The sequence below is a fragment of the Actinomyces radicidentis genome (genome assembly GCF_001553565.1).
Taxonomy (GTDB): domain Bacteria; phylum Actinomycetota; class Actinomycetes; order Actinomycetales; family Actinomycetaceae; genus Actinomyces; species Actinomyces radicidentis.
In genome coordinates, this window is the sequence record NZ_CP014228.1 from 2680543 (window position 1) to 2706518 (window position 25976).

At 74.4% G+C, this 25976-nt stretch carries 20 protein-coding genes and 1 tRNA gene; 9 read left to right on the top strand and 12 right to left on the bottom strand.

Features of this window, described 5'->3' with window-relative positions; all coding sequences use genetic code 11:
- Positions 1–90: 90 nt before the first annotated feature.
- The gene (locus AXF14_RS11350; RefSeq protein ID WP_067943313.1) at positions 91–1452 is read right to left on the bottom strand and encodes an MFS transporter; all 1362 of its coding nucleotides are present in this window, start codon (positions 1450–1452) and stop codon (positions 91–93) included.
- A 379-nt stretch (positions 1453–1831) separates the two neighbouring features.
- Here AXF14_RS11350 and AXF14_RS11355 point away from each other — a divergent pair, with 379 nt between their 5' ends.
- Positions 1832–2515 carry a hypothetical protein gene (locus AXF14_RS11355; protein ID WP_150118484.1) on the top strand — a complete coding sequence of 228 codons (684 nt, stop codon included), beginning with the start codon at positions 1832–1834 and terminating at the stop codon, positions 2513–2515.
- 195 nt (positions 2516–2710) lie between these two features.
- On the opposite strand, the gene AXF14_RS11360 is transcribed toward AXF14_RS11355, so the two are convergent.
- Together AXF14_RS11360 and AXF14_RS11365 are read right to left on the bottom strand one after the other, a co-directional pair.
- Positions 2711–2798, bottom strand: a tRNA-Leu gene (locus AXF14_RS11360).
- Positions 2799–2898: 100 nt separating this feature from the next.
- Positions 2899–3831, bottom strand: a complete 933-nt coding sequence (locus AXF14_RS11365; RefSeq protein WP_211260090.1) for a D-hexose-6-phosphate mutarotase — start codon at positions 3829–3831, stop codon at positions 2899–2901.
- 55 nt (positions 3832–3886) lie between these two features.
- Here AXF14_RS11365 and AXF14_RS11370 point away from each other — a divergent pair, with 55 nt between their 5' ends.
- Positions 3887–4582 (top strand): HAD hydrolase-like protein, encoded by a 696-nt coding sequence (locus tag AXF14_RS11370; RefSeq protein ID WP_084355540.1) that lies wholly within the window; start codon positions 3887–3889, stop codon positions 4580–4582.
- A gap of 284 nt (positions 4583–4866) precedes the next feature.
- Positions 4867–6282: an AI-2E family transporter gene (locus AXF14_RS11375; protein WP_084355710.1), complete on the top strand. Its 1416-nt coding sequence runs from the start codon at positions 4867–4869 to the stop codon at positions 6280–6282.
- 24 nt (positions 6283–6306) lie between these two features.
- On the opposite strand, the gene dnaE is transcribed toward AXF14_RS11375, so the two are convergent.
- Positions 6307–10164 (bottom strand): DNA polymerase III subunit alpha, encoded by a 3858-nt coding sequence (gene dnaE, locus AXF14_RS11380; RefSeq protein WP_236755626.1) that lies wholly within the window; start codon positions 10162–10164, stop codon positions 6307–6309.
- Positions 10165–10420: 256 nt separating this feature from the next.
- On the opposite strand from dnaE, the gene AXF14_RS11385 reads away from it, so the two are divergent.
- Positions 10421–11896, top strand: a complete 1476-nt coding sequence (locus tag AXF14_RS11385) for an amino acid permease (RefSeq protein WP_067943318.1) — start codon at positions 10421–10423, stop codon at positions 11894–11896.
- 157 nt (positions 11897–12053) lie between these two features.
- Here the strand turns inward: AXF14_RS11385 and AXF14_RS14575 are convergent, their stop codons facing one another.
- The 3 genes from AXF14_RS14575 to AXF14_RS11400 form a co-directional block, all read right to left on the bottom strand.
- Positions 12054–12893 (bottom strand): hypothetical protein, encoded by an 840-nt coding sequence (locus tag AXF14_RS14575; RefSeq protein WP_067943320.1) that lies wholly within the window; start codon positions 12891–12893, stop codon positions 12054–12056.
- Positions 12893–13636 carry a SatD family protein gene (locus tag AXF14_RS11395; protein ID WP_084355541.1) on the bottom strand — a complete coding sequence of 248 codons (744 nt, stop codon included), beginning with the start codon at positions 13634–13636 and terminating at the stop codon, positions 12893–12895. The genes AXF14_RS14575 and AXF14_RS11395 overlap by 1 nt, the downstream gene beginning before the upstream one ends.
- A 176-nt stretch (positions 13637–13812) precedes the next feature.
- Positions 13813–14430, bottom strand: a complete 618-nt coding sequence (locus AXF14_RS11400; RefSeq protein ID WP_067943322.1) for a thymidine kinase — start codon at positions 14428–14430, stop codon at positions 13813–13815.
- Positions 14431–14578: 148 nt separating this feature from the next.
- On the opposite strand from AXF14_RS11400, the gene AXF14_RS14625 reads away from it, so the two are divergent.
- Positions 14579–15229, top strand: coding sequence for a phosphatase PAP2 family protein (locus AXF14_RS14625; RefSeq protein WP_211260091.1), 651 nt, complete (start codon positions 14579–14581; stop codon positions 15227–15229).
- Complete coding sequence (locus AXF14_RS14630; RefSeq protein ID WP_250636912.1) at positions 15226–15339, top strand: hypothetical protein; 114 nt, start codon at positions 15226–15228, stop codon at positions 15337–15339. The genes AXF14_RS14625 and AXF14_RS14630 overlap by 4 nt, the downstream gene beginning before the upstream one ends.
- Here AXF14_RS14630 and AXF14_RS11410 read toward each other — a convergent pair.
- Positions 15330–17123 carry a Y-family DNA polymerase gene (locus AXF14_RS11410; RefSeq protein WP_067944392.1) on the bottom strand — a complete coding sequence of 598 codons (1794 nt, stop codon included), beginning with the start codon at positions 17121–17123 and terminating at the stop codon, positions 15330–15332. The two genes, AXF14_RS14630 and AXF14_RS11410, sit on opposite strands and share 10 nt — an antisense overlap.
- Positions 17124–17221: 98 nt before the next feature.
- Positions 17222–18358, bottom strand: a complete 1137-nt coding sequence (locus AXF14_RS11415; RefSeq protein WP_067943323.1) for a hypothetical protein — start codon at positions 18356–18358, stop codon at positions 17222–17224.
- Between the two features lie 263 nt (positions 18359–18621).
- Between AXF14_RS11415 and AXF14_RS11420 the strand changes: the two genes are divergently transcribed.
- Positions 18622–19197: a YbhB/YbcL family Raf kinase inhibitor-like protein gene (locus AXF14_RS11420; protein WP_067943325.1), complete on the top strand. Its 576-nt coding sequence runs from the start codon at positions 18622–18624 to the stop codon at positions 19195–19197.
- Positions 19194–19919, top strand: a complete 726-nt coding sequence (locus AXF14_RS11425) for an SDR family oxidoreductase (RefSeq protein ID WP_067943327.1) — start codon at positions 19194–19196, stop codon at positions 19917–19919. Before AXF14_RS11420 ends, AXF14_RS11425 begins: the two co-directional genes overlap by 4 nt.
- A 115-nt stretch (positions 19920–20034) precedes the next feature.
- On the opposite strand, the gene AXF14_RS11430 is transcribed toward AXF14_RS11425, so the two are convergent.
- Together AXF14_RS11430 and AXF14_RS11435 are read right to left on the bottom strand one after the other, a co-directional pair.
- The gene (locus tag AXF14_RS11430; protein WP_067943330.1) at positions 20035–20493 is read right to left on the bottom strand and encodes a tRNA (cytidine(34)-2'-O)-methyltransferase; all 459 of its coding nucleotides are present in this window, start codon (positions 20491–20493) and stop codon (positions 20035–20037) included.
- A 144-nt stretch (positions 20494–20637) separates the two neighbouring features.
- On the bottom strand, positions 20638–22077 hold the full coding sequence (locus AXF14_RS11435) for a dihydrolipoyl dehydrogenase family protein (protein ID WP_067943332.1): 1440 nt from the start codon (positions 22075–22077) through the stop codon (positions 20638–20640).
- Positions 22078–22324: 247 nt separating this feature from the next.
- On the opposite strand from AXF14_RS11435, the gene AXF14_RS11440 reads away from it, so the two are divergent.
- Positions 22325–22930 carry a YbaK/EbsC family protein gene (locus tag AXF14_RS11440; protein WP_067943334.1) on the top strand — a complete coding sequence of 202 codons (606 nt, stop codon included), beginning with the start codon at positions 22325–22327 and terminating at the stop codon, positions 22928–22930.
- 144 nt (positions 22931–23074) lie between these two features.
- Here the strand turns inward: AXF14_RS11440 and AXF14_RS11445 are convergent, their stop codons facing one another.
- A complete protein-coding gene (locus AXF14_RS11445; RefSeq protein ID WP_067943335.1) occupies positions 23075–25897 on the bottom strand; it encodes an aconitate hydratase in 2823 nt (940 codons plus the stop codon).
- Positions 25898–25976 lie beyond the last annotated feature (79 nt).

The window sequence follows — 25976 nt, forward strand, 5'->3', positions numbered from 1 at the left end:
CAGCCTAGCGAGGGCCCACGACGGGCCCGGACGGTGGTCGGCGCCCGACGGTCGGGGCCGACGCCGTCACCCGCACCGGCCGCAACAGGCTCAGGCGGACGCCGCACCCGCCGTCGCGTTGGGCCGAGGCCCCTTGGACAGCGCCGGCCAGGACAGCAGCAGGACGAGTCCGCCGAGGACGCCGTAGACGAGCGCGACCCAGGTGCCGTGCGCGTCGGCGAACCATCCGACGATCGGGGGCGCGACGAGCATGATGACGCGCGCGAGCCAGGACACGAGGGTGAGGCCGAGGCCCGGGCGGAGGCCCGGGACGTCGTCGGCGGCGGCGTAGGCGACCGGCACGGCCACCGCGCAGCCGGCGCCGGAGACCATGAGGCCGAGGATCGTGCCGTTGACACTGCCCATGGCGAGGGCGATCCCCATGCCGGACATGACGAGGACTCCCCCACCGGCGATGACGGCGCGCGCCCCGAGGCGGTCGATGACGGCGTCCCCGAGGAGGCGCCCGACGATCATGACGCCCTGGAGGGCGACCATGCCCATGCCGGCCGTCGAGGCGCCCGCCCCCTGCTCGGTCAGGAGGAGCGAGGACCAGTTGCCTGTGACGTCCTCGGGGAACATCGCTGCCGCGCACATGAGGCCCAGGACGAGGACGAGCACGACGGTGAGGGCCTTCGGCACAGGGGCCCCCGCGCCGGCGGCCGCGGCCCGGGAGGCGTCGACGTCGACGGGTGAGGAGACCGGACCGGCGTCGGCGGCCGCGTCGGCGAGGGCGCCCTCGAGGGGCTGGGCCGGACCGCCCGTGACGGCCGGGTCCTCGGCGAAGCCGGGAAGGCGACGGTCATCGGAGTCGGGGCCCTTGATCGTCCAGGGGACCGCGGACCAGGAGACGACGGTGAGCAGGACGAGGACGCCCGCCATGTGCCAGCCGATCGGGACGCCGGCGCCCGCGATCGCCTGCCCCATCGCGGCGCCGACGACGGCGCCGAGGGACCAGGCCGCGTGGAAGCTCGTGATGATGGAGCCGCCCCAACGGCGCTCGACGCGCAGGCCGTGCGCGTTCTGGGCGACGTCCACGATGGCGTCCATGCCGCCGACCCACGCCATGCACAGCGTGAAGACGGGCCAGGAGTCGGCCAGGCCCGCGCCGAGCAGCCCGAGGCCGAGGACCACCATGCCGAGGCTCGCCACCTTGGCGGAGGTGAGGCGGTTGATGAGCCACGAGGCCGCCAGGCCGGCGATGAGCGCGCCCACCGAGACGCCCATGAGGGCCTGGCCGAAGGCCGCCTTCGTGATGCCGAGGTGGGCGAGGACCTCCGGGTAGCGCGGGACCAGGTTGGAGAATCCGATCCCGTTGGCGAAGAAGGTGAGGTAGACGGCGATCCTGGCCTTGACGAGCGCGGCGGGACGGCGGTCGCGGCGGCGCTGGCCGGGTGCGGAGGGCGTGGTCACGGAGGAGCGTCCTTGCTGACGGGGAGGGTGGTGGAGCGAGGGGAAGTCGCTCACCCGCAAACTACCCGACGGTCGGCCCGTGCAGAAGGCTCCCTCCCGACGGCGAGCGCGCGGCGGTGGGATGGCTGCCGCGACCGGTCCTGGCGGGCGTCCAGCGGAGCGCCGCCTCGGAGCAGGGGGACCGTCCCTTCACCCCGGGTACGCGCCCGTCCCCGTAGCATCGAAGTGCCCGGCGCCCCGCCACGTGGACGTGGCCGGGCAGCGCACCCTTGAAGGAGCCGTGAGGCCGATGCCCGAGGAGCCCTTGACGCGAGCGACCCGCGCACACGTACCGCGGTGGCGCCGTCCGCACGTCCGGGTCACGAGCCGGGACGGCCAGGTGCTCGTCACGCAGCGCGTTCCCGGCGTGCTCGCGGGCACCAGCCGTCTCTACGACGACGATATCGGCACGGCCATCACCTACGACCTCCCGTACTACGCCTCGGGACTCGGTCGGCGCCGCTCCCGCACCCGGATGGTCGAGAAGCGGCTGAGCGTGCCGCTGGCGTCGGTGGGCTCCCTCGAGGCAGCTCGGCGGGTCGTCGACGGCGTCCTAGCGGGACCCGAGCACGCCGAGCGCGTGCCGAGACGCGGCGGCGTACCCAGGCCGTCCCAAGAGGCTGCACCGGGAGGGCGTGAGCCCGAGTCCGCCGGGACAGTCCTCGCGATGCGTCTCATCGTCGCCGCCGTCGGGCTCGCGTGGTGCGCCATCGTCGTCGGCCTCATGGTCGTTCCGACCCGGCTGTTCGGCGGCTCGCCCGTGCTCCACCCGAACCCTTTCGCTCCCAGGAGCTCGTACCTGCTCGTCCTCGTGACCTTTGTCGTGCTGCTCGGATCGGGTCTGCTGCTCCTTCTCGTCCCGCTGCGCCGTGCGTGGGTGGACCGGACACCCGACTGGTACGCGGAGGCCCAGTGGGAGGCGCTGCGGCGGGCTCTGTGGTGTGCGGCGGGAGCCGAGCCAGCCTCGAGCGGTTGGTCCGACGTCGAGGGCGAGGCGCCGCCGGACCCTCTCCTGCGTCGCTGAGCACCGGGCGGGACGCGCGCACCTCGTCGCTTCGCCCGACCTGCGGTCACCCGGCGCAGCCGTGGAGCGAGTGGCATCAGGGGGCGCCTGGTGTCCGAGCGCCCGCGCGGCGCGGGCCGGTCGGGGACTGTCACGGTCACGCGCCCCGGGCACGGCGAAGGCCCCGATCCACTGGATCGGGGCCTTCGCAACGGGTGTCCGAGGGGGGACTTGAACCCCCACGCCCGTTTAATGAGGCACTAGCACCTCAAGCTAGCGCGTCTACCTATTCCGCCACTCGGACTTTGTTGTCATCACCTCTTGGGTCCAGCCCCTCGCGGCGACGCAGAGAAAGTTAGCACGGCCCCCGCCCCACTCACCAAATCGGTTCCGAGTGCCGTCCGTCACAGCGCCTCGACGGCGATCCTCGTGCCCACGGAGACGGTCTCCCCGGGCTGCAGGACGACCGCGTTCCCGCCGACCCGGGCGCACTCGACGCACAGCATCGAGGCGAACTCGTCGTCCGCCATGTCATGGAAGGCGGCGGCACCCTGGCGCCATGGGTTCCACACGACGACGTCGGTCGCCTCGACAGGCTCGACACGGATGCGTCGCGATGCGGCGGGGTCGGTCACGGTGACCCCGCCGCGCGCCGGGTAGATGCGGTCGACGGGACCGGCGACGCGCAGGACGCCGTCCTGGGTGCGGAGGGCTCTGCCGTCGGTCTTGTCGACGTACTGGGCACCCTCGAGACCGGTCACGGTCGCGGCGGTCACGTCGCCGACGGCCAGGTAGGTGTGCAGGGCCGCCTCGACCCGCTTGGGAAGGGAGCCGGTCGCACGCAGCGAGAGCGTGAGGGCGAGCTCCTCGCCGAGGCGGACCTCGTAGAGGGCGGCGACGCCGTCCTGCTGGGCGGCGAGGACGAGCGAGACCGCACCGTCGGGCTCCGCCTGCGCCGAGCGCAGGGTCCAGGGGCTGATCCGTCCCCAGCCGTGCGAGGGCCGCTGGTCGCCGTCGGGGCCCGAGCCGAACCAGGGCAGGCACAGGGGGACGCCGCCCCGGATCGCGGTGGCCCCGTCGAAGACGGCCTCGCGGGAGGTGAAGACGACCTCCTTCTCGCCGCGCGGGGCCCAGGAGGTCAGGTGCGCGCCGTGGAGGTAGAGCTCGCCGTGCGCGGCCGGGGCGTCGACGAGGAGACGGTCCTGCCCGCCGCGCCCGGCCGACAGGGCAACGGTGCGCGGGAGGCGCACGCCGTCGGGCGTCACCGGACGGAGGGCGGGACCGACGGCGGCGGACACGGTGGACGCGAGGGAGGCTGCGCTGCGCAGAAGGCTCATGAGGGCACGCTAGTATGCTGGCGAGCGTCCCGTCAGCGAGAGCAAGGCGCCATCCATGACTTCGTCGGTCCACCGACCCACCTCCGGCAGCGCCGGTCCCTTCGACGCGGTGCTCGTCGACCTCGACGGGACGATCACGGACTCGGCGCCCGCCATCCTGTCCTCCTTCGAGGCGGCCCTCACCGAGCTCGGCATCCCCTACGGCTCGCGCGACGAGCTCATGCGTCTCGTCGGTCCACCGCTGTCCGAGGGCTTCCGGCTCTTCGCGGGCCTGACCGGTGAGGCCAACGCGAACGCCGTCGCCGTCTACCGGCGCCACTACCGCGAGCTCATGCTCGGCTCCCCCGTCTACGACGGCGTCCCCACGATCCTGCGCTCCCTCCACGCCCAGGGCGTCCCGATCGGCCTGGCCACCTCCAAGCGCGAGTCGATGGCCGTGCAGATCCTCGAGCACGCGGGCCTCCTGCCCCTCTTCACCGTCACCGCGGGCGCCGACGACGCAGACCAGCACGGCGCCAAGGCGGACGTGATCCGCACCGCGCTCGAGCGTCTCCGCGCCGCCGGGGCCCCCACGGGCCGCGTCGTCCACGTCGGGGACCGCGCCCACGACGTCGACGGCGCCCACGAGGCCGGGGTCGAGTGCGTCGCGGCCCTGTGGGGCTACGGGGACGAGGCCGAGCTCGCCGGCGCCGAGCACCTCGCCCACGACGCCTCCGAGCTGGCGTCCCTCCTCGGGGGTGAGACCGAGTGAGCAGCACCGACGACGAGCGCACCCTCGACGCGCGCCGCCCCTCGGGCGGCGCGCCCGCCGGGGACCCGTCACCGACCGCCAGGGGCGCTGCGACGCCCGATGAGCCCACGCGGCTGAGCGAGGGGGGCGGCACGGCCCTGGTCGACGCCCACGACGCTCCCCCCGGCACGGCCGAGGACGAGGCCGCCGCCTCCCGCTTCCAGTGGGAGGGCGACGTCGCCGCCGTCGAGGTCACGGCCGCGCGGGACCTCGCCCGTCAGCCCGAGGCCGACCGCGACAGCGACCTGTCCCCCGGGCCCCGCGACGGGCACGGCGCCGCGCACGCCCCGGCGGCGTCGGCGGGCGGCGCCGCCTCCCCCGCGCGCGAGGAGTCCCACCGGGCCGCGGGCGCTCTCGGCGGCGGCGCGCGGCTCATCGGGCGCCTGCGCAGCGCGCTCAGCACGCAGATCGAGCGGGCCGACGAGCGCCGGGAGGCGGAGCGTGTCTCGACGCTGCGCTACGACGATGCCGGGCCCGCGCCGGCCCCGGTGGCGGCGCCGCCGCAGGAGACGTCGACGCGCGTGACCGCCCCCGAGGGCATCACGGTGCGGGACGCGGCCCTGCAGTCCCTGCCGCGGTGGCTCGTGCGCGGGGGCCTGGGGGCGTGGCTGCTGCTCGGCATCATCGTCGTGGTGGCACTGGTCTTCCTGGCCACCGCGAAGGTCGTCCCCGTCTTCATCGGCGTCTTCCTGGCGCTCGTCGTCACCGCGATCCTCCACCCGATGGTCGAGCTCCTCGCCCGCGTCATGCCGCGGTACCCGGCGACCTTCATCGGGCTGCTCATGGCTCTGGCGGTCGTCGCCGGCCTCATCACCTACGTCGTCACCTCGGTGGCGAACCAGTGGAGCACGCTCGCGCTGCAGTTCTCCGACGGCATCAACACGATCCTCGACTTCATCGAGCACGGCCCGCTGCCGGTCCACCTGAGCCAGCAGGAGCTGGTGGCTCAGGTGCAGAAGGCGGTCGAGGAGGCGCAGACCTACGTGCAGACCAACGCGCCCTCGCTGGCGAGCGAGGTGCTCGCCAACGCGGGCACGGTCGCGGACGTCTTCGTGGTCCTGGCGCTGGCGCTGTTCACGACGATCTTCTTCCTCGCCTCGGGCGGACGGATGTGGCGCTGGTTCCTCAACGAGCTGCCGGCGACGATGCGCGAGCGCGTCCACCGCGCCGCCGGCGCCGGCTGGTACACCTTCGCCGGCTACGCGCGCGGCACGGTCATCCTGGCCGGGACCGACGCGGTCATGGCGGGGATCTTCCTGCAGATCGTGGGGGTGCCGCTCGCCGCGCCGCTGGCGGTGCTCGTCTTCATCGGCGCCTTCATCCCGATCATCGGGGCGCCCACAGCGATGATCGTCGCGATGATCGTGGCGCTCGCCGCCAAGGGCTTCGTCGCGATGGTGGTCGTGGGGCTGGGAGTGGCGGGCATCGGCCAGATCGAGGGGCACATCCTCCAGCCGCTCATCATGGGCCGTCAGGTCTCGCTGCACCCGGTGGTCGTCATCATCGCGGTGGCGGTGGGCACCTTCTCCATGGGGCTGCTGGGCGCGGTGATCGCGGTGCCGCTCGTCAGCGTCGCATGGTCGGTGTACTCCGAGCTGCACGTCAAGGACGCCCCGGTGGTGGGCGAGCTCCCTGCCTACAACGCGGACCGCAACGCCTGAGGTGTGCACGGGGACGCGGTCCCGTCACGCCCAGTCGCGGCTTCCGGCGGAGACGACGCCCGGGAGGACCTCGAGGTGCTCGGCGAGGAGGGCGGTGACGCCGTCGCCGCCCTCGACGGTGCCGCGCACGATGACGGCGGGCGCACGGCGCCCGACATTGCGGTAACGCTTCCACATGCCGGCCGAGCAGACGACGTTGAGCAGGCCGGTCTCGTCCTCGATGTTGAGGAAGACGGTGCCGGCGGCCGTGTGGGGGCGCTGCCGGTGGGTGACGACTCCGGCGACGCGGACCCGCTGCCCGTCCTCGCGGCGGGCGACCTCGCTGACCGGGATGACGCCGGAGTCCGTGAGGCCCTCGCGCAGGAAGACGGTCGGGTAGGACTCGGCGGAGACTCCGGTGAGGCGCAGGTCGGCGACCTGGCGCTCGTGGGCGGTCATCTCCCGCAGAGCCGGGGCGTGGGCGCCGACGGCGGTGCCTGGCAGGGGCGGCTGGTACCAGGCCTGGACGGGTTCGGCGGGCTGAGCAGCCTGGACGGGTTCGGTGGACTCTGCGGAGAGGGCGGCCCGGGCGGGGTCGTTGGGGTGGGAGCCCTGGAGGGGCGCCGCGCCGGAGCCCGTGCCCGGACCGCGCCCTCCGCTCGGAGCGGTGAGGACCGGACGGGCGCTCCCCCGTCTGCGTCGACTCGTGCGCACGGAGTGCTGCGCACGGCCCTCCCTCTGCGATGACGGTCCGGTCAGGAGGTGACGCTGCCCGTACTCCCCTGCGAGGACGCCGGCGGCCCACAGGGCCTCGCGTCGCTCGACGCCGAGCGAGGCCAGGGCCCCGCAGGCGGCGAGGGTCTCGAGGCGGGCGCGCGAGAGGCGAACGCGGCGGGCGAGGTCGGCGACGTCCGCGTAGGGCCCGTGGGCGTCCCGTTCGGCGACGATCCTCTCGGCGACCTCGTCGCCGAGGCCCTTGACGCGGGCCAGGCCGAGGCGGACCGCGAGGTCGGGGTGGACGTCGAGGCCGGTGAGGGCGTCCGGCGCGGGGCTCAGCGGCGCCCAGGCGGGGTCCTCCGAGCATCCGTCGCCGGATGCCGGGGCGTCGGAGGCCTCACCGGCCGGGCCCGGGCTCCCCGCGGGACGGCGCTCGACGGTCGCCTCCTCCCGGGAGGCGTTGACGTCTGCAGACAGGACGCGCACCCCGTGGCGGCGGGCGTCGGCGACGAGCGTCTGCGGGGACCAGAAGCCCATGGGCTGGGCGGCGAGGACGCCGGCGTAGAAGTCCTCCGGCTTGCGGGCCTTGAGCCAGGCGGAGGCGTAGACGAGGTAGGCGAAGGAGAAGGCGTGGGACTCCGGGAACCCGAAGTCGGCGAAGGCGCGCAGCTTGTCGAAGACGGCCTCCGCGGTGGGCGCGTCGATGCCGCGCCCCGTCATGCCCTCGACGAGGCGGGCGTGGAGGGCCTCCATGCGCTCCACCGAGCGCTTGGAGCCCATGGCCTGACGCAGCGCGTCGGCCTCAGCGGGACTGAAGCCGGCGGCGTCGATGGCGATCTGCATGAGCTGCTCCTGGAAGAGCGGGACGCCGAGGGTCTTCTCCAGGGCGGGTCGCAAGGAGTCGTGCAGGTAGGTGACCTCCTCCCTGCCGAGGCGGCGCCGGATGTAGGGGTTGACGGCGTCGCCCTGGATGGGGCCGGGGCGGATGAGGGCCACCTCGACGACGATGTCGTAGAAGACCTCGGGGCGCAGGCGCGGCAGGGTCGCCATCTGGGCGCGGGACTCGACCTGGAAGACGCCGACCGTGTCCGCGGCCGTGAGGAGCCGGTAGACGGCCGGGTCGTCCTCGGGGAGCGTGTGCAGACCCCAGGGGCGGCCGACCTGGGCGGGGCGCAGGAGCGCGTCGTCGCCCGGGACGCGGGTGCCGTCCGGCAGTCGCCCGACCTCGAGGTCCGGGACGGTCTCCCCGCGCTCGGCGAGGGTGGTGAAGGCCAGGCGCAGGGCGGTGAGCATGCCGAGCCCCAGGAGGTCGAACTTGACCAGGCCGGCGGCGGCGCAGTCGTCCTTGTCCCACTGCAGGACGGTGCGCCCCTCCATGGCGGCCCAGCGCACGGGGCAGACCTCGGTGACGGGCTGCGCGCACAGGACCATGCCGCCGGAGTGGATGCCGAGGTGGCGGGGCAGCAGGAGGAGCCGGTCGGCAACCTCGAGGACCTGCCGCGGGATCGCGTCGGGGTCGGCGGGCGAGGCGTCCGGCGCAGCGCCCGGCTCCCCCGCGCTCGTCGGGGACCCGGCTCCGGGGCGCTCACCGGCGGCTCCGGTTCCCGGTCCCGCGGCACCGGGCACCGGCCCGGCCGGTGCGGCGTCCTGCTCGTCCACGGCGTGCTCGGGCGGGGTGGGCTCGTCGGCCCACTTGCCGGGCGTGCCACGCTTGCGCCCGCGGGACCAGCCGTGATCGATGCCGGAGGCCCAGCGGTCCTGGAGGCCGACGGGGTGGCCGAGGGCGCGCGCGGCGTCGCGCACGGCGGAGCGGGGCCGGTAGGAGATGACGTTGGCGACCTGAGCGGCGTAGTCGCGTCCGTAGCGGGCGTAGACGTCCTGGATGACCTCCTCGCGGCGGCAGGCCTCGATGTCGAGGTCGATGTCCGGGTAGCCGGAGCGGCCCGGGGACAGGAAGCGCTCGAAGAGCATCTTGTGGCGCACGGCGTCCACGGCGGTGATGCCGAGGGCGTAGCAGACCGCGGAGTTGGCGGCGGAGCCACGGCCCTGGCACAGGATCCCGGCGCTCTCGCAGAAGTCGACGATGGAGCGCACGATGAGGAAGTAGCCGGGGAAGTCGAGGGCCTCGATGACGTCGAGCTCGTGGGTGAGGACCTCCCACGACTCCGGGTCCTGCTCGGGGGTGCCGTAGCGCTCCAGGGCGCCGCGGCGGGTGAGCTCGCGCAGCCAGGAGGCGGGCGTGTGCCCCTCGGGGACGTCGGGGGCCGGCAGGTCCGGGACGACGAGGGAGAGGTCGAAGGCGAGGTCGGCCGCGACCTCCGCGGCGGCGCTGACGGCCCATGGGGCGCGGCGGTGCAGGCGGGCCATGTCCTCCGCGCCGCGCAGCCAGCGGCCGACGGCGGGCAGGTGGCCGCGGGCGCCGTCGAGGTCGGTGACGAGGCGGGTGGCGGTGAGGACGTCGGCCAGGCGGGAGTCGCCGGGGCGGGCGCAGCGCACGGCGCCGGTGGCGAGCAGCGGGAGGCGGTGCTCGTGGGCGAGGGAGGTCAGGGCCTGCGTGAGGGCGGCGTCGGCGGGTCCGCCGTCGAGGGCGATCTCGACGGCGAGGGTGGGGCTGGAGGCGGTGACGAGGAGGTCCTTCATCTCCCCCAGGACCCGTGAGGCGGCGGGCAGGTCCCAGGTGTCGGGGCGGTGGGGGTCCCCCAGGGCGCGGCGCAGGGGGCCGTTGGCGGTGCCGGTGAGGACGAGGCAGGCGGGTGCGGCGTCGGGCTCCCCCGGCGGGCGCAGGGCCGCGGCGAGTTCGGGGAGTCGGTGGGCGGGGTCGGTGCGGCGCCCGGCGTCGAGGTTGTGGTGCGAGATCGCGGCGGACAGGCGCCGGTAGCCGAGCGGGCTGCGGGCGAGGACGGGCAGGTGGGAGCCGTCTGCCAGGGTGAGCTCGGCGCCGTGGACGGTGGGGACGCCGTGGGCGCGGCCGGCCTCGGCGTGCTTGACGATGCCGGGCAGGCCGTCGTGGTCGGTGAGGGCGAGGGCCTCGAGGCCGAGCTCGGCCGCGGCGGCGGCGAGGTCCTCGGGCTCGTTGGCGCCGTCGAGGAAGGAGTAGGCGGAGTGGGCGTGGAGCTCCGCGTAGCGGTGCGCGGGACGGCCGACTCCGCCCGCCCTCCCGCTGCTCAGCGACACTTCTTCGAACACGTGTACAGAGTAGCGCGGGGCTCGGACGCGCATCCGGCCCCGTTGCGCCGCACCGGCAGAGCGGGACCGGCGGAGCATGGCCGGGACGACACCGCTCCACCGACACATCCCCCTGGGACGGCCCCGACCCACGACCCGGGCGCCCGGACAGTGGGCCCGTCCAGGTCCGAGGAGCGGGACGGACTACGGTGTCGCCCGGCCACACGAACGACCGACGCCGGGTCCCCGCGACCCGCGCACACCGCGGAAGGCAAGCATGTCCAGCACCCAGCCCGGCGCCCCCACCGCACCCGACGCCGCCACGAGCGGCGAGGGCCTGCGCCGATCCCTGGCGAGCCGCCACCTCACGATGATCGCCATCGGCGGGGCGATCGGCACCGGCCTCTTCGTCGCCTCGGGCGCGACCATCTCCCAGGCCGGCCCGGGCGGCGCCCTGCTGGCCTACGCCCTCGTCGGCGTCATGGTCTGGCTCATCATGCAGTCCCTCGGCGAGATGGCCGCCTACCTGCCGGTGGCCGGCTCCTTCGGCGAGTACGGCAGCCGCTTCGTCTCCCCGTCCTTCGGATTCGCCATCGGCTGGAACTACTGGTTCAACTGGGCGATCACCGTCGCCGCCGAGCTCGTCGCCGCCGCCCTGGTCATGAAGTACTGGTTCCCGGACACGCCGTCGATCGTGTGGTCGGCGCTGTTCCTGCTCGTGCTCTTCGTCATCAACGCCCTGTCCGCCCGCGCCTACGGCGAGAGCGAGTTCTGGTTCGCGACGATCAAGGTCGTCGCCGTCGTCGTGTTCCTCGTCCTGGGCGTCGCGATGATCGCCGGGATCATCGGGACCTCGCCGGGCACCGCGAGCTGGACCACCGGCGACGCCCCCTTCGTCGACGGCCCCAAGGGCGTCCTCCTCGTCCTGCTCGTAGCCGGCTACTCCTTTCAGGGCACCGAGCTCATCGGCACGGCAGCCGGCGAGGCCGAGGACCCCGGCCGCACCATCCCGCGCGCGATCCGGACGATCTTCTGGCGCATCCTGCTCTTCTACGTCGGCGCGATCGCCGTCATCGGCTTCCTCATCCCGTACACGAACCCGAACCTGCTCTCCAGCTCGGAGACGGACATCGCGGTCAGCCCCTTCACCCTCGTCTTCGACAAGGCGGGCGTCCTGGGTGCGGCGAGCGTCATGAACGCCGTCATCCTCACCTCCGTGCTCTCCGCGGGCACCTCGGGCCTGTACTCCTCCACCCGCATGCTCTTCGCCCTCGCCGAGCGCGGGCACGCCCCGGCCTTCCTCATGCGCCTCTCGCGCCACCAGGTGCCGATGAACGCGCTCATCGCGACGACGCTCGTGGGCATCGCGGGCTTCATCACCTCGCTCGTGGGCGACGGCGCCGCCTACCAGTTCCTGCTGACGATCTCCGCGCTCGCGGGCTTCATCACCTGGGCGGGGATCTCGTGGTGCCACTGGCGCTTCCGCGCGGTCTTCAAGGCGCAGGGGCGCAGCCTGGACGAGCTGCCGTACCGGGCGCGCTTCTTCCCGGCAGGGGCGATCGTGGCGCTCGTGGCCTGCGTGGCGATCATCATCGGCCAGGCCTACGAGCCCCTGAGCGAGGGCGCCTCCGTGGGCGAGGTGCTCCTGCCCTTCATCGGCGTCCCGGTCTTCTTCGGGCTGTGGTGGGGGCACAAGCTCGTCACCCGCGCCCCGGCCGTGGACCTCGCGACGGTGGACCTGGGCCGCGACTGAGCGCAAGCGGTCCGGCCACGACTGGGCGGCCAGCGGTCCAGCCGCGACTGGATGGCCGGCGCCCCAGCAGCGACCGAGCGGAAGCGGCCCGCCACGACGGTCGAGCCACCCCGACCGTCCGGGCGCCCCGCCGTTTGAGAGCCCGCCCCGGCCCCCGTCAGGCGACGACGAGGAGCGCCCCGAGGACGGCGAGCGTCCAGGACGTGAGCGAGCCGATGAGGAACTCCTCGGCCTTGAGGCCGCTTGCGTCCTTGGAGATCTCGGGGAAGCGGATGACGCCCTTGGCGGCGATGATCGCGGCGAGGGCGGCGTTCGCGCCGGCCCCGGCCAGAAGGATGAGGAGGACCCGCTCGAGGGGGCCGATCCAGCGGCCTCCGTGCAGCGAGGGGACGCCGTCGTCCTGCCCGTCGGCCTCCGCGCCCCCACTCGCGTCGGCTGTTGCGCTCGATGTCTCGCGCTCGACCTGATGGGCGACCGAGGGCGACTCCGGTGCCGTCGACGCGCCGTCGGCCTCCGACTCGGTCGCCTCCTTCCGCGAGCCGTCGCCTCGGACGCGCCCGGCGACGTCGGCACCCCGTGCGAGGGCGAGGACGGCGGCGACGGGCTCGTTCGCGGGCGTCGTCAGGAGCATGAGGGCACCGGCCCCGGCGGTGACACGGTCGATGGTGCCGGCCGGCCCGAGGCCGTGCCCGCCGGAGAAGGCGTCGATGACGGCGCACAGCACGACGACGAGGATCATGGCGCCCCAGCGGACGACGACGGTCCGCTCGTCGGCGGGCCGCAGGTTCGCGAAGGCCCACGCCGCGGCACCGGCGAGGGCCACCGCGGTGCCGACGAGCCCGGCGCCGAGCAGGAAGAGCCCGGCGAGGACGGCCACGACGACGAGCCCGCCGCCGGTAAGCAGGAGGACGGTGCGGCGCGAGCCCTCGGGACGACCCGCGGTCGCCTGGAGCGCGAGGGAGACGGCGCCGAGGAGGAGGATGAGGAGGGCGGTCATCAGGCTTCTTCCTGGTCGGCGGTCGATCGCTTCACGGCGGAGCCCCCACCAGTCGGAGCGTCGCGGCGCTCAGCAGCGGCGGCGTCGTGGACGGCGCGGAGGTGCTCCTGGGCGGCGAGGATCCCAGCGCCCGCACCGCGTGCGAGAGCGGAGACGGCCTGCTGGCTCAGCCTCTCCTCGCGGGCGACGTCGACCTGGGTGCGTCCGAGCAGGAGCGCCCCGATGACGCGGCGCTGGCGCGCCTGGAGACGGCAGACGGCCTGGTCGCGCAGGAGGAGCATCGCGTTGGTGAGTGCCTCGACCCCGGGCTGGATCCCGGGCTCGGTGCCGTCGAGCGCCGCGGCGCGCTCGGGGGCGACGCGGATCCGGGTCAGGGCGAACTCGCGTCCGGAGTCCTGGAGCTCGTGCGCGGCGTCGATGGCCTCTCTCGCGGCCCACCAGGCGGAGCCGTCCTGGACGACGTCGGCGGCGGACGGGTCGACCTCGCGGACCTCGCCGATCCCGAGGCCGAAGCGCAGCCTCAGCCCCTCGGGCAGGAGGAGGCAGGCGCGCAGCGTGAACTCGAGGGCCGGGGCGAGGCCGGCTGCGACCGCCTGGAACTCGTCGCCGACGGTGGCGCGGGCGGGTTCGAGGAGGGCGAGGCCCTCTCCGGCGGCCTCGAGGACCTCGAGGAAGGTGCGCTGGGCGCCGGCGCGGTCCTCGAGGCGGCGCGAGCCCACGATGTCGGCGATGAGGGCGCACACCGGAGCGGTGCCGGCGGGCGACGGTCCGGGACTGCCGGATCGGGAGGGTGCGGGGGTCACGGGTTCACGATATTGCTTGTACTCAATGTCTTACAAGCATGATCGAGGAGGGTCTGCAGGGGCGCCCGGCCAACTCGATCAGGCTTGTATCAGTGGGAGTACAAGCGGAATCGAGGTCACTCGCTGAGCAGGGTGCCGCCGGCATCGAGGTAGCACTTACCGCACAGGGACTCGTAGGTGACGTCGACGCCGTCGATGGCCACCTGGTCGCCGTCGAAGACGAAGCGGTCCCCCACCTTGCGCGCGTTGAAGATCGCCTTGCGCCCGCATCTGCAGATCGTCTTGAGCTCCTCCAGGGAGTGGGCGATCTCCAGCAGACGGCGCGAACCCGGGAAGGAGACGGTCCGGAAGTCGGAGCGGATGCCGTAGGCGAGGACGGGGACGTCGTCGATGAGGACGAGCTCCATGAGCTGGTCGACCTGGCGCGGGGCGAGGAACTGGGCCTCGTCGACGAGGACGCAGTCGACGCCGTCGAGCAGGGGCGCCGTCGAGGCCGCGTCGCCGAGAGCGCGCTCGCGCACGAGGGCGCGGACGTCGTCCTCGGGGGTGACGAGGAGGTCGACCTCGCGGGAGAAGCCGAGGCGCGAGACGACGGTCGACTCGCCCTTGGTGTCGACGTCGGCCTTGACGAGCAGCACCCGCTGGCCGCGCTCCTCGTAGTTGTAGGCGGTCTGGAGGAGGCCGGTGGTCTTGCCGGAGTTCATGGCGCCGTAGCGGAAGTAGAGCTTGGCCATCGTTCTCCTCGAGGACGGGCGGGGATCGGGAGGGAGTCTGTGCGCGCCGCCGGCGCGGGTGCGGAATCGGGCGCTGCCCGATGCTACCCGCGGCGGACGGCGTCCCCCCCCCGGGCGGCATCCCGGTCGCACCGATAGGCTCGCGGGCATGTCTCAGCGCAGCAGTGACCGCCGTGGAACCCTCCGGTCCAGGATCGAGCGCGCCGAGCGCGTCCTGGCCCCGGCGCTCGACCGGCTCCCGGGGGCCTGGCGGACGCGTGCCGCCCTGGTCCTCGCCGTGGTCGGCGCGGCGGCCCTCGCGCTGTTCGTGTCGATCGCCGACGGGGCCATCGAGAACGACGATCTCTCCGCGCTTGACCCGGCGGTGACGGGCTGGGCGGTGCGCAGCCGCGAGACCGTCCTGACCTCGGGGGCCTGGTTCTTCACGGACCTGGGCGGCACGGTGGGGCTCATCGTCCTCACTCTGGTGGCCGCGGCGGGACTGACGATCGGGCACCGGAGGGTGCACGCGGTGACGCTGCTGCTGACGATGGCGGGCTCCTCGGTGACGACGGTGCTGCTCAAGCTGGCCTTCGGGCGGCAGCGCCCCTCGACGGACCTGCTGCTGGGGGCACCGTCGGCGACGTACTCCTTCCCCTCGGGGCACTCCTTCAACACGGCGGTGTTCATGGGCACGCTGGCGGGCTTCGTCGTGCTCTCCGGGACCACGCGGGGCCGCAAGACGGCGGCCGTGCTCGTGGCGGTGCCGTCACGGTGCTCGTGGGGCTGTCCCGCGTCTACCTGGCGTACCACTGGATGACGGACGTGCTGGGCGGGTGGATGCTCGGCGTCGCCTGGCTGTGCGCGAGCTGCCTGCTGGCGCTGCTCGTCGCCGCCAGACGGCGCCGGGACGCGAGTGCTCAGGAGTAGACGGCGTCGAGCCACCACCTCCCCGAGCGCACGAGCAGGAGCGGCGGCCCCGTGTCCGTGACGACCTGGAGGTAGGCGCGTCGTGAGGCGCCCTCGGGCCGCCACCAGCCTTCGTCGACGGGCCAGGGACCGGCCCAGGACAGGACGCGCCGCTCCCCGCTCCCGACGAGCCCGACGACCACCCCTCCCCGGGCGAGGTCGAGGACGGCGGGGACGCCCTCGAGCTGCCCCTGGGCGCTGACGAGGACCTCCCGGCCCTCGTCGTCGGCGAGGTGCACGGGCACGGCACCGAGGGGGACGACCGAGGGCGAGGGCAGGGGCAGGGCCCCGGACCAGGGCGCCGAGCCCCCAGCACCGGCGCCCGTCGGAGCGCCCCGACCGGAGCGCTCGTCCACTCCCGCACCGGTGGACGAGCCCGCGGGGCCCGTGCCGGCAGCCGGTCCGGCACCTGAGGAGGGCGCGTTCCCCGAAGCCCGAGCGGGGCGTCGCCGCGGCCGCGCGGAGGCCCTCTCCGGCGCCCCGGTGTCGGCGGGCCTCTCGCCCCAGGCGACGAGGCGGCTCCGGGAGCGGGGATCGCGTCCCTCGACCAGGAGGGGCACCTGGACGCCGCCGGCCCCGAGGAGGGACTCGACGCGCTCGGCGGCCCGCCGCGCGCGTCGCCGCCCCTGCTCTCCGGGCGCGGCCCACAGACCGGCCTGGGAGGCGCCCGCAGGGACGAGCTCGAGGGCGGTGAGGCGCAGCCGGGTGAGGGCGGAGGCGGGCGGTCTCCCGGAACGGCCCGAGAGCCAGCCCTCGAGCTGCCAGCGGACGCGGTCGGTGAGCTCGGCGGCGCTCGGTGTCGTCTCGAGCATCCAGGAGCGTGAGAGCTCGGCGCCGTTCTCGCAGGCGGCCTCGACGAGGAGGCGCCCCGCGGCGAGCCCGCGGCCGACGAGGAGGGCGGAGAGGCGCTCGGCGATCTGCCGGGCGGCGAAGGCGGCGGCGTCGACCCGCTCGACGGGCGGGTCGAGCGCGGTCTCCACGACGGCGTCGGAGGCCGGCCGGTCGCTGCGCGGCACCTGGCGGGAGCGTCCCGAGGCGAGGAGGTGGGCCCTCTCCCCCACGGGCCCGAAGCGGGCGGAGACGTCCGGCAGGGGCAGGGCCGCGAGGTCCCCGAGGGTGCGCAGGCCGAGGCGTCCGAGGGTCTCGAGCAGGTCCCGGCTCTCCTCCCGGGCCCGGCGGGTGGGCAGGGCGGCGAGGAGGGAGTCGAGCGGCCAGGGGGCGAGGAAGGCGGGGGCCCCGCCCTCGGGGACGAGGACGCCGTGGCGAGCGGCGAGGACGGCGCCGAGGAGGGAGTCGGCGACGCCGACCTGGCACTCGACTCCGGGCCCCTCGGCGACGGCCTCGACGAGCCCGGCGGCGAGAGCCCCCTCGCCGCCGAGCCAGCGGGCGGGGCCGCGGGCGCCGGACAGGGCCAGGCCGGGGCGGGCGACGACGGGGTCGGCGAGGACGGTCCCGAGGGCGTCCATGACGGACTCGAAGGCGCGGGCCTCGCGCTCGGGCTGCGGGGGCAGGACGACGAGCCCGGGGCACAGGGAGCGGGCGGTGCGCAGACGGGAGCCGACGGCGACGCCGGCGGCGCGGGCGGGGGCGGAGGCGGCCTGGACGCCGCGGCCGCCGACGACGGCGACCGGGGTGACGGCGGGGTCCGGCAGGAGCCGCTCGCCGCCGGGGAGCGGGCGCCCGGCGAGGAGGCGGCGCTGCTCACGGGCCTCGAGGGTGAGGGCGACGACGGGCCAGTCGGGCACCCAGACAGCGACGAGTCGCGGCGCCCCGACACCTCTGCCGGGGGACGCGCTCGCCGCCGCGGCTCCGACGGAGGGGCCGGAGGACGCGGAGGGGGCGCTCACCGTCGGCTCCTCGTCAGGGGCACGACCTCGGCGAGGCCCGCACCGGCGGGCACGGCGCCCGTGCCCGCCGTGGTGGGCGCAGGGGCGGGGACGGGTGCAGGGGCAGCCGCGGAGGTGGCGAGGGAGGCGCTCACCCCGGAGGGTGCGAGCTCGAGGCGCGAGCCGGCGCCGGGGCGGGCGGGGTCGCGCAGCGACCAGCGCAGGCCGCGCAGGTAGCCGGCGGGCATCTCCCGGGCGGGGAGCGCCGGGGCCGGCTCCGGGGCCGCGATCGAGGTGTTCTCCAGCGGGCGGGCGGGCGCCTTGCCGGCCCCTGCGCCGATCCCGGCGACGAGGGCGAGGCGCCCGCGCGGCTCCGGGCGCCCCTCCTCCGGGCCTTCCGGGCGACTCTCCTCCGCCGGGGACGCCGGGAGCGCCCTCTCCCCTGCCGGCTGCGGGGCCGCTCCGGGCTCGCCGGTGTCCGTCCCCTCCGGGGCAGCGACGAGGCCGCGCGCCCCCTCCCAGGGCAGGTCGCTCAGGATGAGGGCGCCGCGCTCACGGGCGCGCGCGTGGAGGGTGCGGCGGTCCCGCGGTCGCAGGCGGGAGGCGGTTGCGGCGTCGACGAGGAGGACGTCGACGCCGTCGAGCAGGGCGCTCGTGGCGGCGAGGAGGAGGGACGGCTCCAGCCCGGCCGCGGGGACGACGAGAACGCGCTCGAGGTCGAGCCCGGCCTCCGCGGCGGCGTTCCACCCCAGGTCCTCCCCTCCGACGACGGCGCACCAGCCGTGCCGCCCCTGGCGCTGGGCGGCGGCGGCCAGGAGGACGGTGCGCGAGCCGGTGACGGCGAGGGCCCCGGCGGAGTCCGGGGAGAGCCCGAGCCAGGGGTCCGACCCCGCGGCACCGGCCTGACCGGGGACCTCCGGGGTGAGGAGGTCGAGGGCCGTGGCGCCCCGGGAGGCGGGGGCTCCGGTCGCACTGGCGAGGGCGCTCCCGGCGGGCGCCCCCTCGACGGCGTCGAGGGCGCGGGTCATGGCGCGCTGGACGTCCCGGGCGGTGGAGTCGTGCAGGCCGGCGCGCTGCTCGGCGAGGGCCAGGGCGGCGCGCGCCGCGGCCAGGCGCGAGGCGCCGTCGCGCTCCTTCGTCGGTGCTGGTCCCACGTCTCCTCCTTCCGTCACCGGGCCCCACGACCCGACCGTTCGAACACGTGTTCGACGTGGCGGAGGAAGAGTAGCGCCGACCCCGGACACGCGGAAGGGGCTCTTAACCGCACGCCGGACGTCCCGGCCGCCGACCCGCCCCGTCCCTCACCCCCGTCCCGTGCCAGTACCCGCGATTCCCGTCGGAGCCTCCCGCTAGGGTGAGCACGAGCACACCGGATCCCGCGACCCGTCGACCACCCGCACCAGCAAGGAGTCACCCCATGCCCGCCGATCTCACCCGCCCCCGCGCCCAGTCCCCCTACGACCACCTCCCCGCCCTGCCCTCCTTCGAGCTCGCCAGCGAGGACGTCGCCGAGGGCGAGCGCGTCGAGGACCGATTCACCGGCCTCGGGGAGAACGTCTCCCCCGAGCTCCACTGGTCCGGCTTCCCGGAGGGGACGCGCTCCTTCGTCGTGTCCTGCTTCGACCCCGACGCCCCGACCCCTGCCGGCTTCTGGCACTGGACGGTCGTCGACCTCGACGCCTCGGTCACCTCCCTCGCCCAGGGCCTCGGCGAGTCCGACCTCATGCTCGACGGCGCCGCCTTCCACGTCGCCAACGACTCCGGCACGCACGCCTGGACCGGTCCGTACCCGCCCGCCGGGGACGGGGACCACCGCTACGTCTTCGCCGTCCACGCCCTCGACGTCGACACCCTCGGCCTCGAGGACGACGCCACGCCGACGGCGGTCGCCTTCAACGTCGCCCAGCACGCCCTCGCCCGCGCCACCCTCACGGCCACCTACTCCGTGCCGGGCGAGCCCGGCGCCGCCCCCTTCATCCGGGAGGCCCGGTGAGCGCGGGAGGCCGTCCGCTCGCGCTCGTCACCGGTGCGACCTCCGGGATCGGCCGCTCCGTGACCGCGGACCTCGCACGGGACCACGACCTCGTCCTGCTCGCGCGCACGGAGGCGGACCTGGTCTCCCTCGCGGGCGAGCTCGCCGCGGGCCCCGGCACCTCCGGCGCCGCCGTGCGGACCGTCGCCGTCGACCTCACCGATGACGCCGCACTGGCCGCCGCCGTCGCCGATCTCGCGCTCGACGGGCTCGACGTCCTCGTCCACTCCGCCGGGATCGAGGCGACCGGGACGCTCGAGGAGCTCTCGGCCGCACGCTGGCGCGAGGTGCTCGACCTCGACCTCGTCGCCGTCGCGACCCTCACCACCCTGCTGCTGCCGGCGCTGCGGGCGCGCCGGGGCCTCGTCGTCATGATCAACTCCGGGGCGGGGCTGCACGCCTCCCCCGGACAGGCGCTCTACTGCGCCGCCAAGGCGGGCCTGCGGGCCCTGGCGGACTGCCTGCGCGAGGACGAGCGCGGCCGCGTCCGCGTCACCACCGTCTACCCGGGGCGCGTCGACACGCCCATGCAGGAGCGGATCCAGGCCGGGCGCGGCGCCGCCTACCGCTCCGAGGACCACGTGGCGACGTCGTCGATCGCGGCCGGGGTGCGCCTGGCCGTGGACACACCGCTCGACGCCGTCGTCGAGGACGTCTCGATCCGGCCCGCCGGGATGCTCTGAGCCGCCCGCCGCGTCATCAGGGGCGCCCGGTCGTCCGTCGGAGCAGCCGGGCGGCCGGCACCCGACGTCGTCGCGTTCCGGCCGCGATAGCCCTGGGGCCCCGGGCCGACCCCGGTCAGTTGCCGCCGGGGAAGCCCAGGGACCGCCACGCCTCGTAGAGGCCGACGGCGGCGGAGTTGGCGAGGTTGAGGGAGCGGTTGCCCTCGGCCATGGGGATGCGCACCCGGTCGGTGACGCGCGGGTGCGCCATGATCTCCTCGGGCAGGCCGGTCGGCTCGGGGCCGAAGAGGAGAGCGTCGTCGCCCTGCCAGTCGACGTCCGTGTACCAGCGCTCGGTGTGGGCGGTGAAGGCGAAGATCCGCCCCGGGACCTCCTCGAGGCACTCCTCCCAGGTCTTGTGGACGCGGGTGAGGGCGAGGTCGTGGTAGTCGAGCCCGGCGCGGCGGAGCTTGGCGTCATCCATGTCAAAGAGAGGGTCCACCAGGTGGAGCGTCGAGCGGGTGTTGGCGCTCAGACGGATCGCGGCGCCGGAGTTCCCCGGGATGCGGGGCTCGAAGAAGATGACGTGAAGCACGCGGGCCATCCTGCCACCTCACGGCGGCGGGCCGGCCCGCGTGCTCCGGCCCGGGCCGCGCTCGCGCTGAGGGCGCGCTCACGGCCCGGGCCGGCAGGGGGGCACCGGCGGACGGCCGCCCGGAGGGCGCCGCCCGGTCCGGGATCAGCCCAGGGTGTCGAGGACGATATTGAGGCCCTCGCTCATGGTCGGGTGGGCGATGACGGCGTCGCGCAGCTGCTGCCAGGTCATGTGGCCGAGCATGGCCATCTGGACGCTCGTGGCGACCTCGGAGGCCTCGGCGCCGATGATGGCGGCGCCGAGGATCTCGTCGGAGTCGGCGTCGACGATCACCTTGTAGAAGCCCTCCGTGCGGCCCAGCGTCTTGGCGCGAGGAACGGAGGCGGTCGGCGTCTTCGCGACGCGGACCTTGCGGCCCGCGTCGGCGGCCTCGGCCTCGGTCATGCCGACGTGCCCGAGCTCGGGAGTGGTGAAGACGGCCCACGGGATGAGGCGGCCCTCGGTGGAGGCCTCCTTGCCGTTGAAGAGGTCGCGCAGGACGCGGAAGTCGCTCCAGGAGGCGTGCGTGAACTGCGGCGTGCCGGCGACGTCCCCCGCGGCGTAGACCCCCTCGGCGGAGGTGCGCAGGTGCTCGTCCACCTTGACGAAGCCGCGGTCGGTGAACTCGACGCCGGCGGCGTCGAGGCCGAGGCCCTCGGTGACCGGCTTGCGGCCGAGCGCGACGAGGAGGTGGGAGCCGGTGGCCTCACGGCCGTCCTCGGTGTGGACGACGACGGGGCTGGAGCCCTCGGTGGAGCGGACGCGGTCGACGTGGGCTCCGGTGAGGACCTGGACGCCGAGGGCCTCGAGGTCGACGGTGATCTGCTCGGCGACGTCGGCGTCCTCACGGTCCAGGATGTGCTCGCCGGCGTGGAGGAGGGTCACCGGGACGCCGAGCTGGCCCATGAGGGAGGCCATCTCGACGCCGATGACGCCGCCGCCGAGGACGACGAGGTGGCTGGGGAGCTCGGGCAGGGTGAGGAGGTCCTCGCTGGTCCAGTACGGGGCCTGGGCGAGGCCCTCGATGGCGGGGACGGCGGGCGTGGTGCCGGTGTTGATGAGGACCTTGGCGCCGCGGACGCGGCGGAGGCTGCCGTCGGAGACCTGGATCTCGACGGTGCGCTCGGCGACGAAGCGGGCCGTGCCGAGGACGAAGTCCATGCCGGAGCCGGGGAAGAGCTTGTCGCGGTGGGCGGCGACCATGCCGCCGACGACCTTCTCCTTGCGGCCGCGCAGGCCGGCGAGGTCGACGCGGGCCTGGGCGAGGGCGTCGCGGCCGCCGTCGGACTCGGGGAGGCTGACGCCGTAGGCGGCGGAACCCTGGACCTCGCGCAGCACGCGGGCGGCGGAGATGAGGGTCTTGGTGGGGATGCAGGCGACGTTGATGCAGGTGCCGCCGATCTTGTCGCGCTCGACCATGACGACCTTGTCGCCGACCTTCGCGCGGGTCATGGCGAGGGACTTGCCGGCCTTGCCGCCGCCGACGACGAGGAGGTCGACGTCCTCGACCTCAGGGATGGCGGTGGTGCTGCTCTGTGCGCTCATGGGCGCTGTCTCCTTCGTTCGGGGTGATGCTGGTCTGCTGCTTCGCGACGCGCCCGCGAGGGGCTCGCCGCCCAGGTGCTCACCTGGTCCGTTGGTCCTAACGATCCGAGACACCGATGCATTCCGGCCGGGTGCTGGTCGTGTCGGAGCCGTGACCCGGCGCCGACCTAGACTCGCCCGCGACACGGCGCACGGGCGCTCGATCCGCCCGCCGCGCGCACGCGACCGACGGAAGGACTGACTCACGATGAGCGAGACGACGAACGAGCTGCGCGATCCCGAGGAGGCCTTCGGCGAGGCCGTCGGCTGGCACAGGGCCCTCGAGCACCCGGAGCTCCTTGCTGCGCCGGTCGCCGCCGCGCTGCAGGCCCTGGCGGCCTCCGGCGAGGAGGGCGCTGCCCTCGCCGACCGCGCCCTCGTCTGCGAGATCGACCCGGCCTTCTCCGACACCGACGCCCTCAACACGGAGTTCTCCCTCGACCCCGACGCCACGGGCAACTGCGTGCTCGTCGCCGGCAAGCGCTCCGGCGAGGAGCGCATCGCCGCCTGCGTCGTGCGGGCGACCGACTTCGCGGACGTCAACCACGTCGTCAAGAAGATGATCGACGTCCGCAAGGCCTCCTTCCTCCCCCAGGACCGCGCCGTCGAGATGTCCGGTATGGAGTACGGCGGCATCACGCCCGTCGGCCTGCCCGACCAGTGGCGCCTCCTCATCGACGCCGCCGTCGCCGCGAGGGACACGGTGCTCATCGGCTCGGGAGTGCGTCCCTCGAAGCTCCTCGTGCCGGGCGCGCTCCTGGCAGCGCTCCCGACGGCGGAGGTCGTCGAGGGCCTGGGCGTCCGCCCCGCCTGAGGCCGCCCGGTCCGCCCGCCCCGCCGGCCCACAGGCAGGGCCGCCGTGCAGCAGACAGCACGAACGGCGTCGGCCGGTCGACCCGGGTGGGGTGACCGGCCGACGCCGTTCTCAGCGGGGTGACCCGCCCAGGACCTCCGCTCCTCACACCTCGCCGCGGGCGAGGTTGCGCAGGACGTACTGGAGGATGCCGCCGTTGCGGAAGTAGTCCGCCTCACCGGGGGTGTCGATGCGGACCGTAGCCTCGAACTCGACAGCCGCACCGTCCTCCTTGGTCGCGGTCACGTGGACGGTGCGCGGCGTCGTGCCCTCGTTGAGGGCGGTGAGGCCGGTGATGGAGAAGGTCTCGGTGCCGTCCAGGCCGAGCGAGTCGGCGGACTCGCCGGCCGGGAACTGCAGCGGGACGACGCCCATGCCGATGAGGTTCGAGCGGTGGATCCGCTCGAAGGACTCGGCGATGACGGCCTTGACGCCCAGGAGCGCGGTGCCCTTGGCGGCCCAGTCTCGCGAGGAGCCGGAGCCGTACTCCTTGCCGCCCAGGACGACGAGCGGGATGCCGGCGGCCTGGTAGGCCTGCGAGGCGTCGAAGATCGAGTCCTGCTCGCCGGTGAGGAAGTTGCGCGTGTAGCCGCCCTCGACACCGTCGAGGAGCTGGTTGCGCAGACGGATGTTGGCGAAGGTGCCGCGGATCATGACCTCGTGGTTGCCTCGGCGCGAGCCGTAGGAGTTGAAGTCCTTGCGGGCGACGCCGTGCTCGGCGAGGTACTTGCCGGCCGGGGAGTCGCCCTTGATGGCGCCGGCGGGCGAGATGTGGTCCGTCGTCACGGAGTCGCCGAGCTTGGCGAGCACGCGGGCGCCGGCGACGTCCTCGACGGGCGTGAGCTCCATGGTGAGGCCCTCGAAGAAGGGAGCCTTGCGCACGTAGGTGGAGGCGTCGTCCCAGGCGAAGGTCTCGCCGTCGGGGGTGTCGAGGCCCTGCCAGCGCTCGTCGCCGGTGAAGACGTCGGCGTAGCCCTGTGCGTACATGTCGCGGTCGATGGTGGCGTCGATCGTCGCCTGGACCTCGGTCGGGTCGGGCCAGATGTCGGCGAGGAAGACGTCCTTGCCGTCGGCGTCCTGGCCGAGGGGCTCGGACTCGAAGTCGAAGTCCATCGTGCCGGCGAGCGCGTAGGCGATGACGAGCGGCGGGGACGCCAGGTAGTTCATCTTGACGTCGGGGTTGATGCGGCCCTCGAAGTTCCTGTTGCCCGAGAGCACGGAGACGACGGCGAGGTCCGCGTCGTTGACCGCTGCGGAGACCTCCTCCGGCAACGGGCCGGAGTTCCCGATGCAGGTGGTGCAGCCGTAGCCGACGACGTTGAAGCCCAGCTCGTTGAGGGCCGGCCACAGGCCCGCCTTCTCGTAGTACTCGGTGACGACCTGGCTGCCGGGCGCCGTCGAGGTCTTGACCCAGGGCTTGGAGCGCAGGCCCTTGGCGACGGCGTTGCGGGCCAGGATGCCGGCCGCGACCATGACGGAGGGGTTGGAGGTGTTGGTGCACGAGGTGATCGAGGCGATGGCGACGGAGCCGTGGTCGAGCTCGGTCCGCGTGCCGTCCGCCAGCGTGACGGGGGTGCGGCGGTGGGGTCGGCCGTCGGAGTCGCCGGGCGCCGCGGGGGCCGCGGGCTCGTCGCCGAGGGAGGCGGGGCTGACGGGGTCGGAGGCGGGGAAGCTCTCCTCGACCGCGGCGCGCTCCTCCGACTCGGTGCCCCCCTCGGAGCCGGCGTAGGTCGGGAGGACCTCGCGGAAGGACTCCTTGGCCTCGGACAGGACGATGCGGTCCTGGGGGCGCTTCGGACCGGCGATCGAGGGGACCACGGTGGACAGGTCCAGCTCGAGGTACTCGGAGTAGACGGGCTCGCGCGAGGGGTCGTGCCACATGCCCTGGGCCTTGGCGTACTCCTCGACGAGGCGCACGCGGGCGTCGTCGCGGCCGGTGAGGCGCAGGTAGTCGAGGGTGACGTCGTCGATGGGGAAGATCGCGGCGGTGGAGCCGAACTCGGGGCTCATGTTGCCGATGGTGGCGCGGTTGGCGAGCGGGACCTCGCCGACGCCCTCGCCGTAGAACTCGACGAACTTCCCGACGACGCCGTGGGCGCGCAGCATCTGCGTGATGGTGAGGACGACGTCGGTGGCGGTGGCGCCGGCCGGGATGGAGCCGGTCAGCTTGAAGCCGACGACGCGCGGGATGAGCATCGAGACGGGCTGGCCGAGCATGGCGGCCTCGGCCTCGATGCCGCCGACACCCCAGCCCAGCACACCCAGGCCGTTGACCATGGTCGTGTGGGAGTCGGTGCCGACGCAGGTGTCGGGGTAGGCCTGGGTGACGGGCTCGCCGTTGGCGCCGATGGCGTCGCGCGTGAAGACGGTGCGGGCCAGGTACTCGATGTTGACCTGGTGGACGATGCCGGTGCCCGGCGGGACGACCCGGAAGTTGGCGAGGGCCCCCTGGCCCCAGCGGAGGAACTGGTAACGCTCGGCGTTGCGCTCGTACTCGCGCTCCTTGTTGCGCTCGAGCGAGCTGGCCAGGCCGAAGGAGTCGATCTGGACGGAGTGGTCGATGACCATCTCGGCGGGGGCGAGGGGGTTGATGACCTCGGGGTTCCCGCCGAGCTCGGCGACCGCCTCGCGCATGGTGGCGAGGTCGACGATGCAGGGGACTCCGGTGAAGTCCTGCATGACGACGCGGGCCGGCGAGAACTGGATCTCGGTGTCGGGCTCGGCGCTCGGGTCCCACTCGGCCAGGGCGCGGACGTGCTCGGCGGTGACGTTGGCGCCGTCCTCGGTGCGGAGCATGTTCTCGGCGAGGACCTTGAGCGAGTAGGGCAGCCGCTCGAGCCCCTCGACGGCGTCGAGCCGGTAGATCTCGTAGGGGATCCCGTCCACGTCGAGCGTGGACCGGGAGTGGAAGGTGTCGAGGCTCGTCACCGTTATCGCTCCTGTTCTCGGTCGGCAGGCCCGCGGATCCGGTCGTACGGATCCCCGGGGTGAGTCGGTGCTCACGTTA

Bases quoted from the DNA above. Each gene is read 5' to 3' on its own strand.
- AXF14_RS11365 (WP_211260090.1), bottom strand. From the start codon at position 3,831: ATGAGCCTTCTGCGCAGCGCAGCCTCCCTCGCGTCCACCGTGTCCGCC.
- AXF14_RS11370 (WP_084355540.1), top strand. From the start codon at position 3,887: ATGACTTCGTCGGTCCACCGACCCACCTCCGGCAGCGCCGGTCCCTTC.
- AXF14_RS11385 (WP_067943318.1), top strand. From the start codon at position 10,421: ATGTCCAGCACCCAGCCCGGCGCCCCCACCGCACCCGACGCCGCCACG.
- AXF14_RS14575 (WP_067943320.1), bottom strand. From the start codon at position 12,893: ATGACCGCCCTCCTCATCCTCCTCCTCGGCGCCGTCTCCCTCGCGCTC.
- AXF14_RS11400 (WP_067943322.1), bottom strand. From the start codon at position 14,430: ATGGCCAAGCTCTACTTCCGCTACGGCGCCATGAACTCCGGCAAGACC.
- AXF14_RS14625 (WP_211260091.1), top strand. From the start codon at position 14,579: ATGTCTCAGCGCAGCAGTGACCGCCGTGGAACCCTCCGGTCCAGGATC.
- AXF14_RS14630 (WP_250636912.1), top strand. From the start codon at position 15,226: ATGACGGACGTGCTGGGCGGGTGGATGCTCGGCGTCGCCTGGCTGTGC.
- AXF14_RS11420 (WP_067943325.1), top strand. From the start codon at position 18,622: ATGCCCGCCGATCTCACCCGCCCCCGCGCCCAGTCCCCCTACGACCAC.
- AXF14_RS11435 (WP_067943332.1), bottom strand. From the start codon at position 22,077: ATGAGCGCACAGAGCAGCACCACCGCCATCCCTGAGGTCGAGGACGTC.
- AXF14_RS11440 (WP_067943334.1), top strand. From the start codon at position 22,325: ATGAGCGAGACGACGAACGAGCTGCGCGATCCCGAGGAGGCCTTCGGC.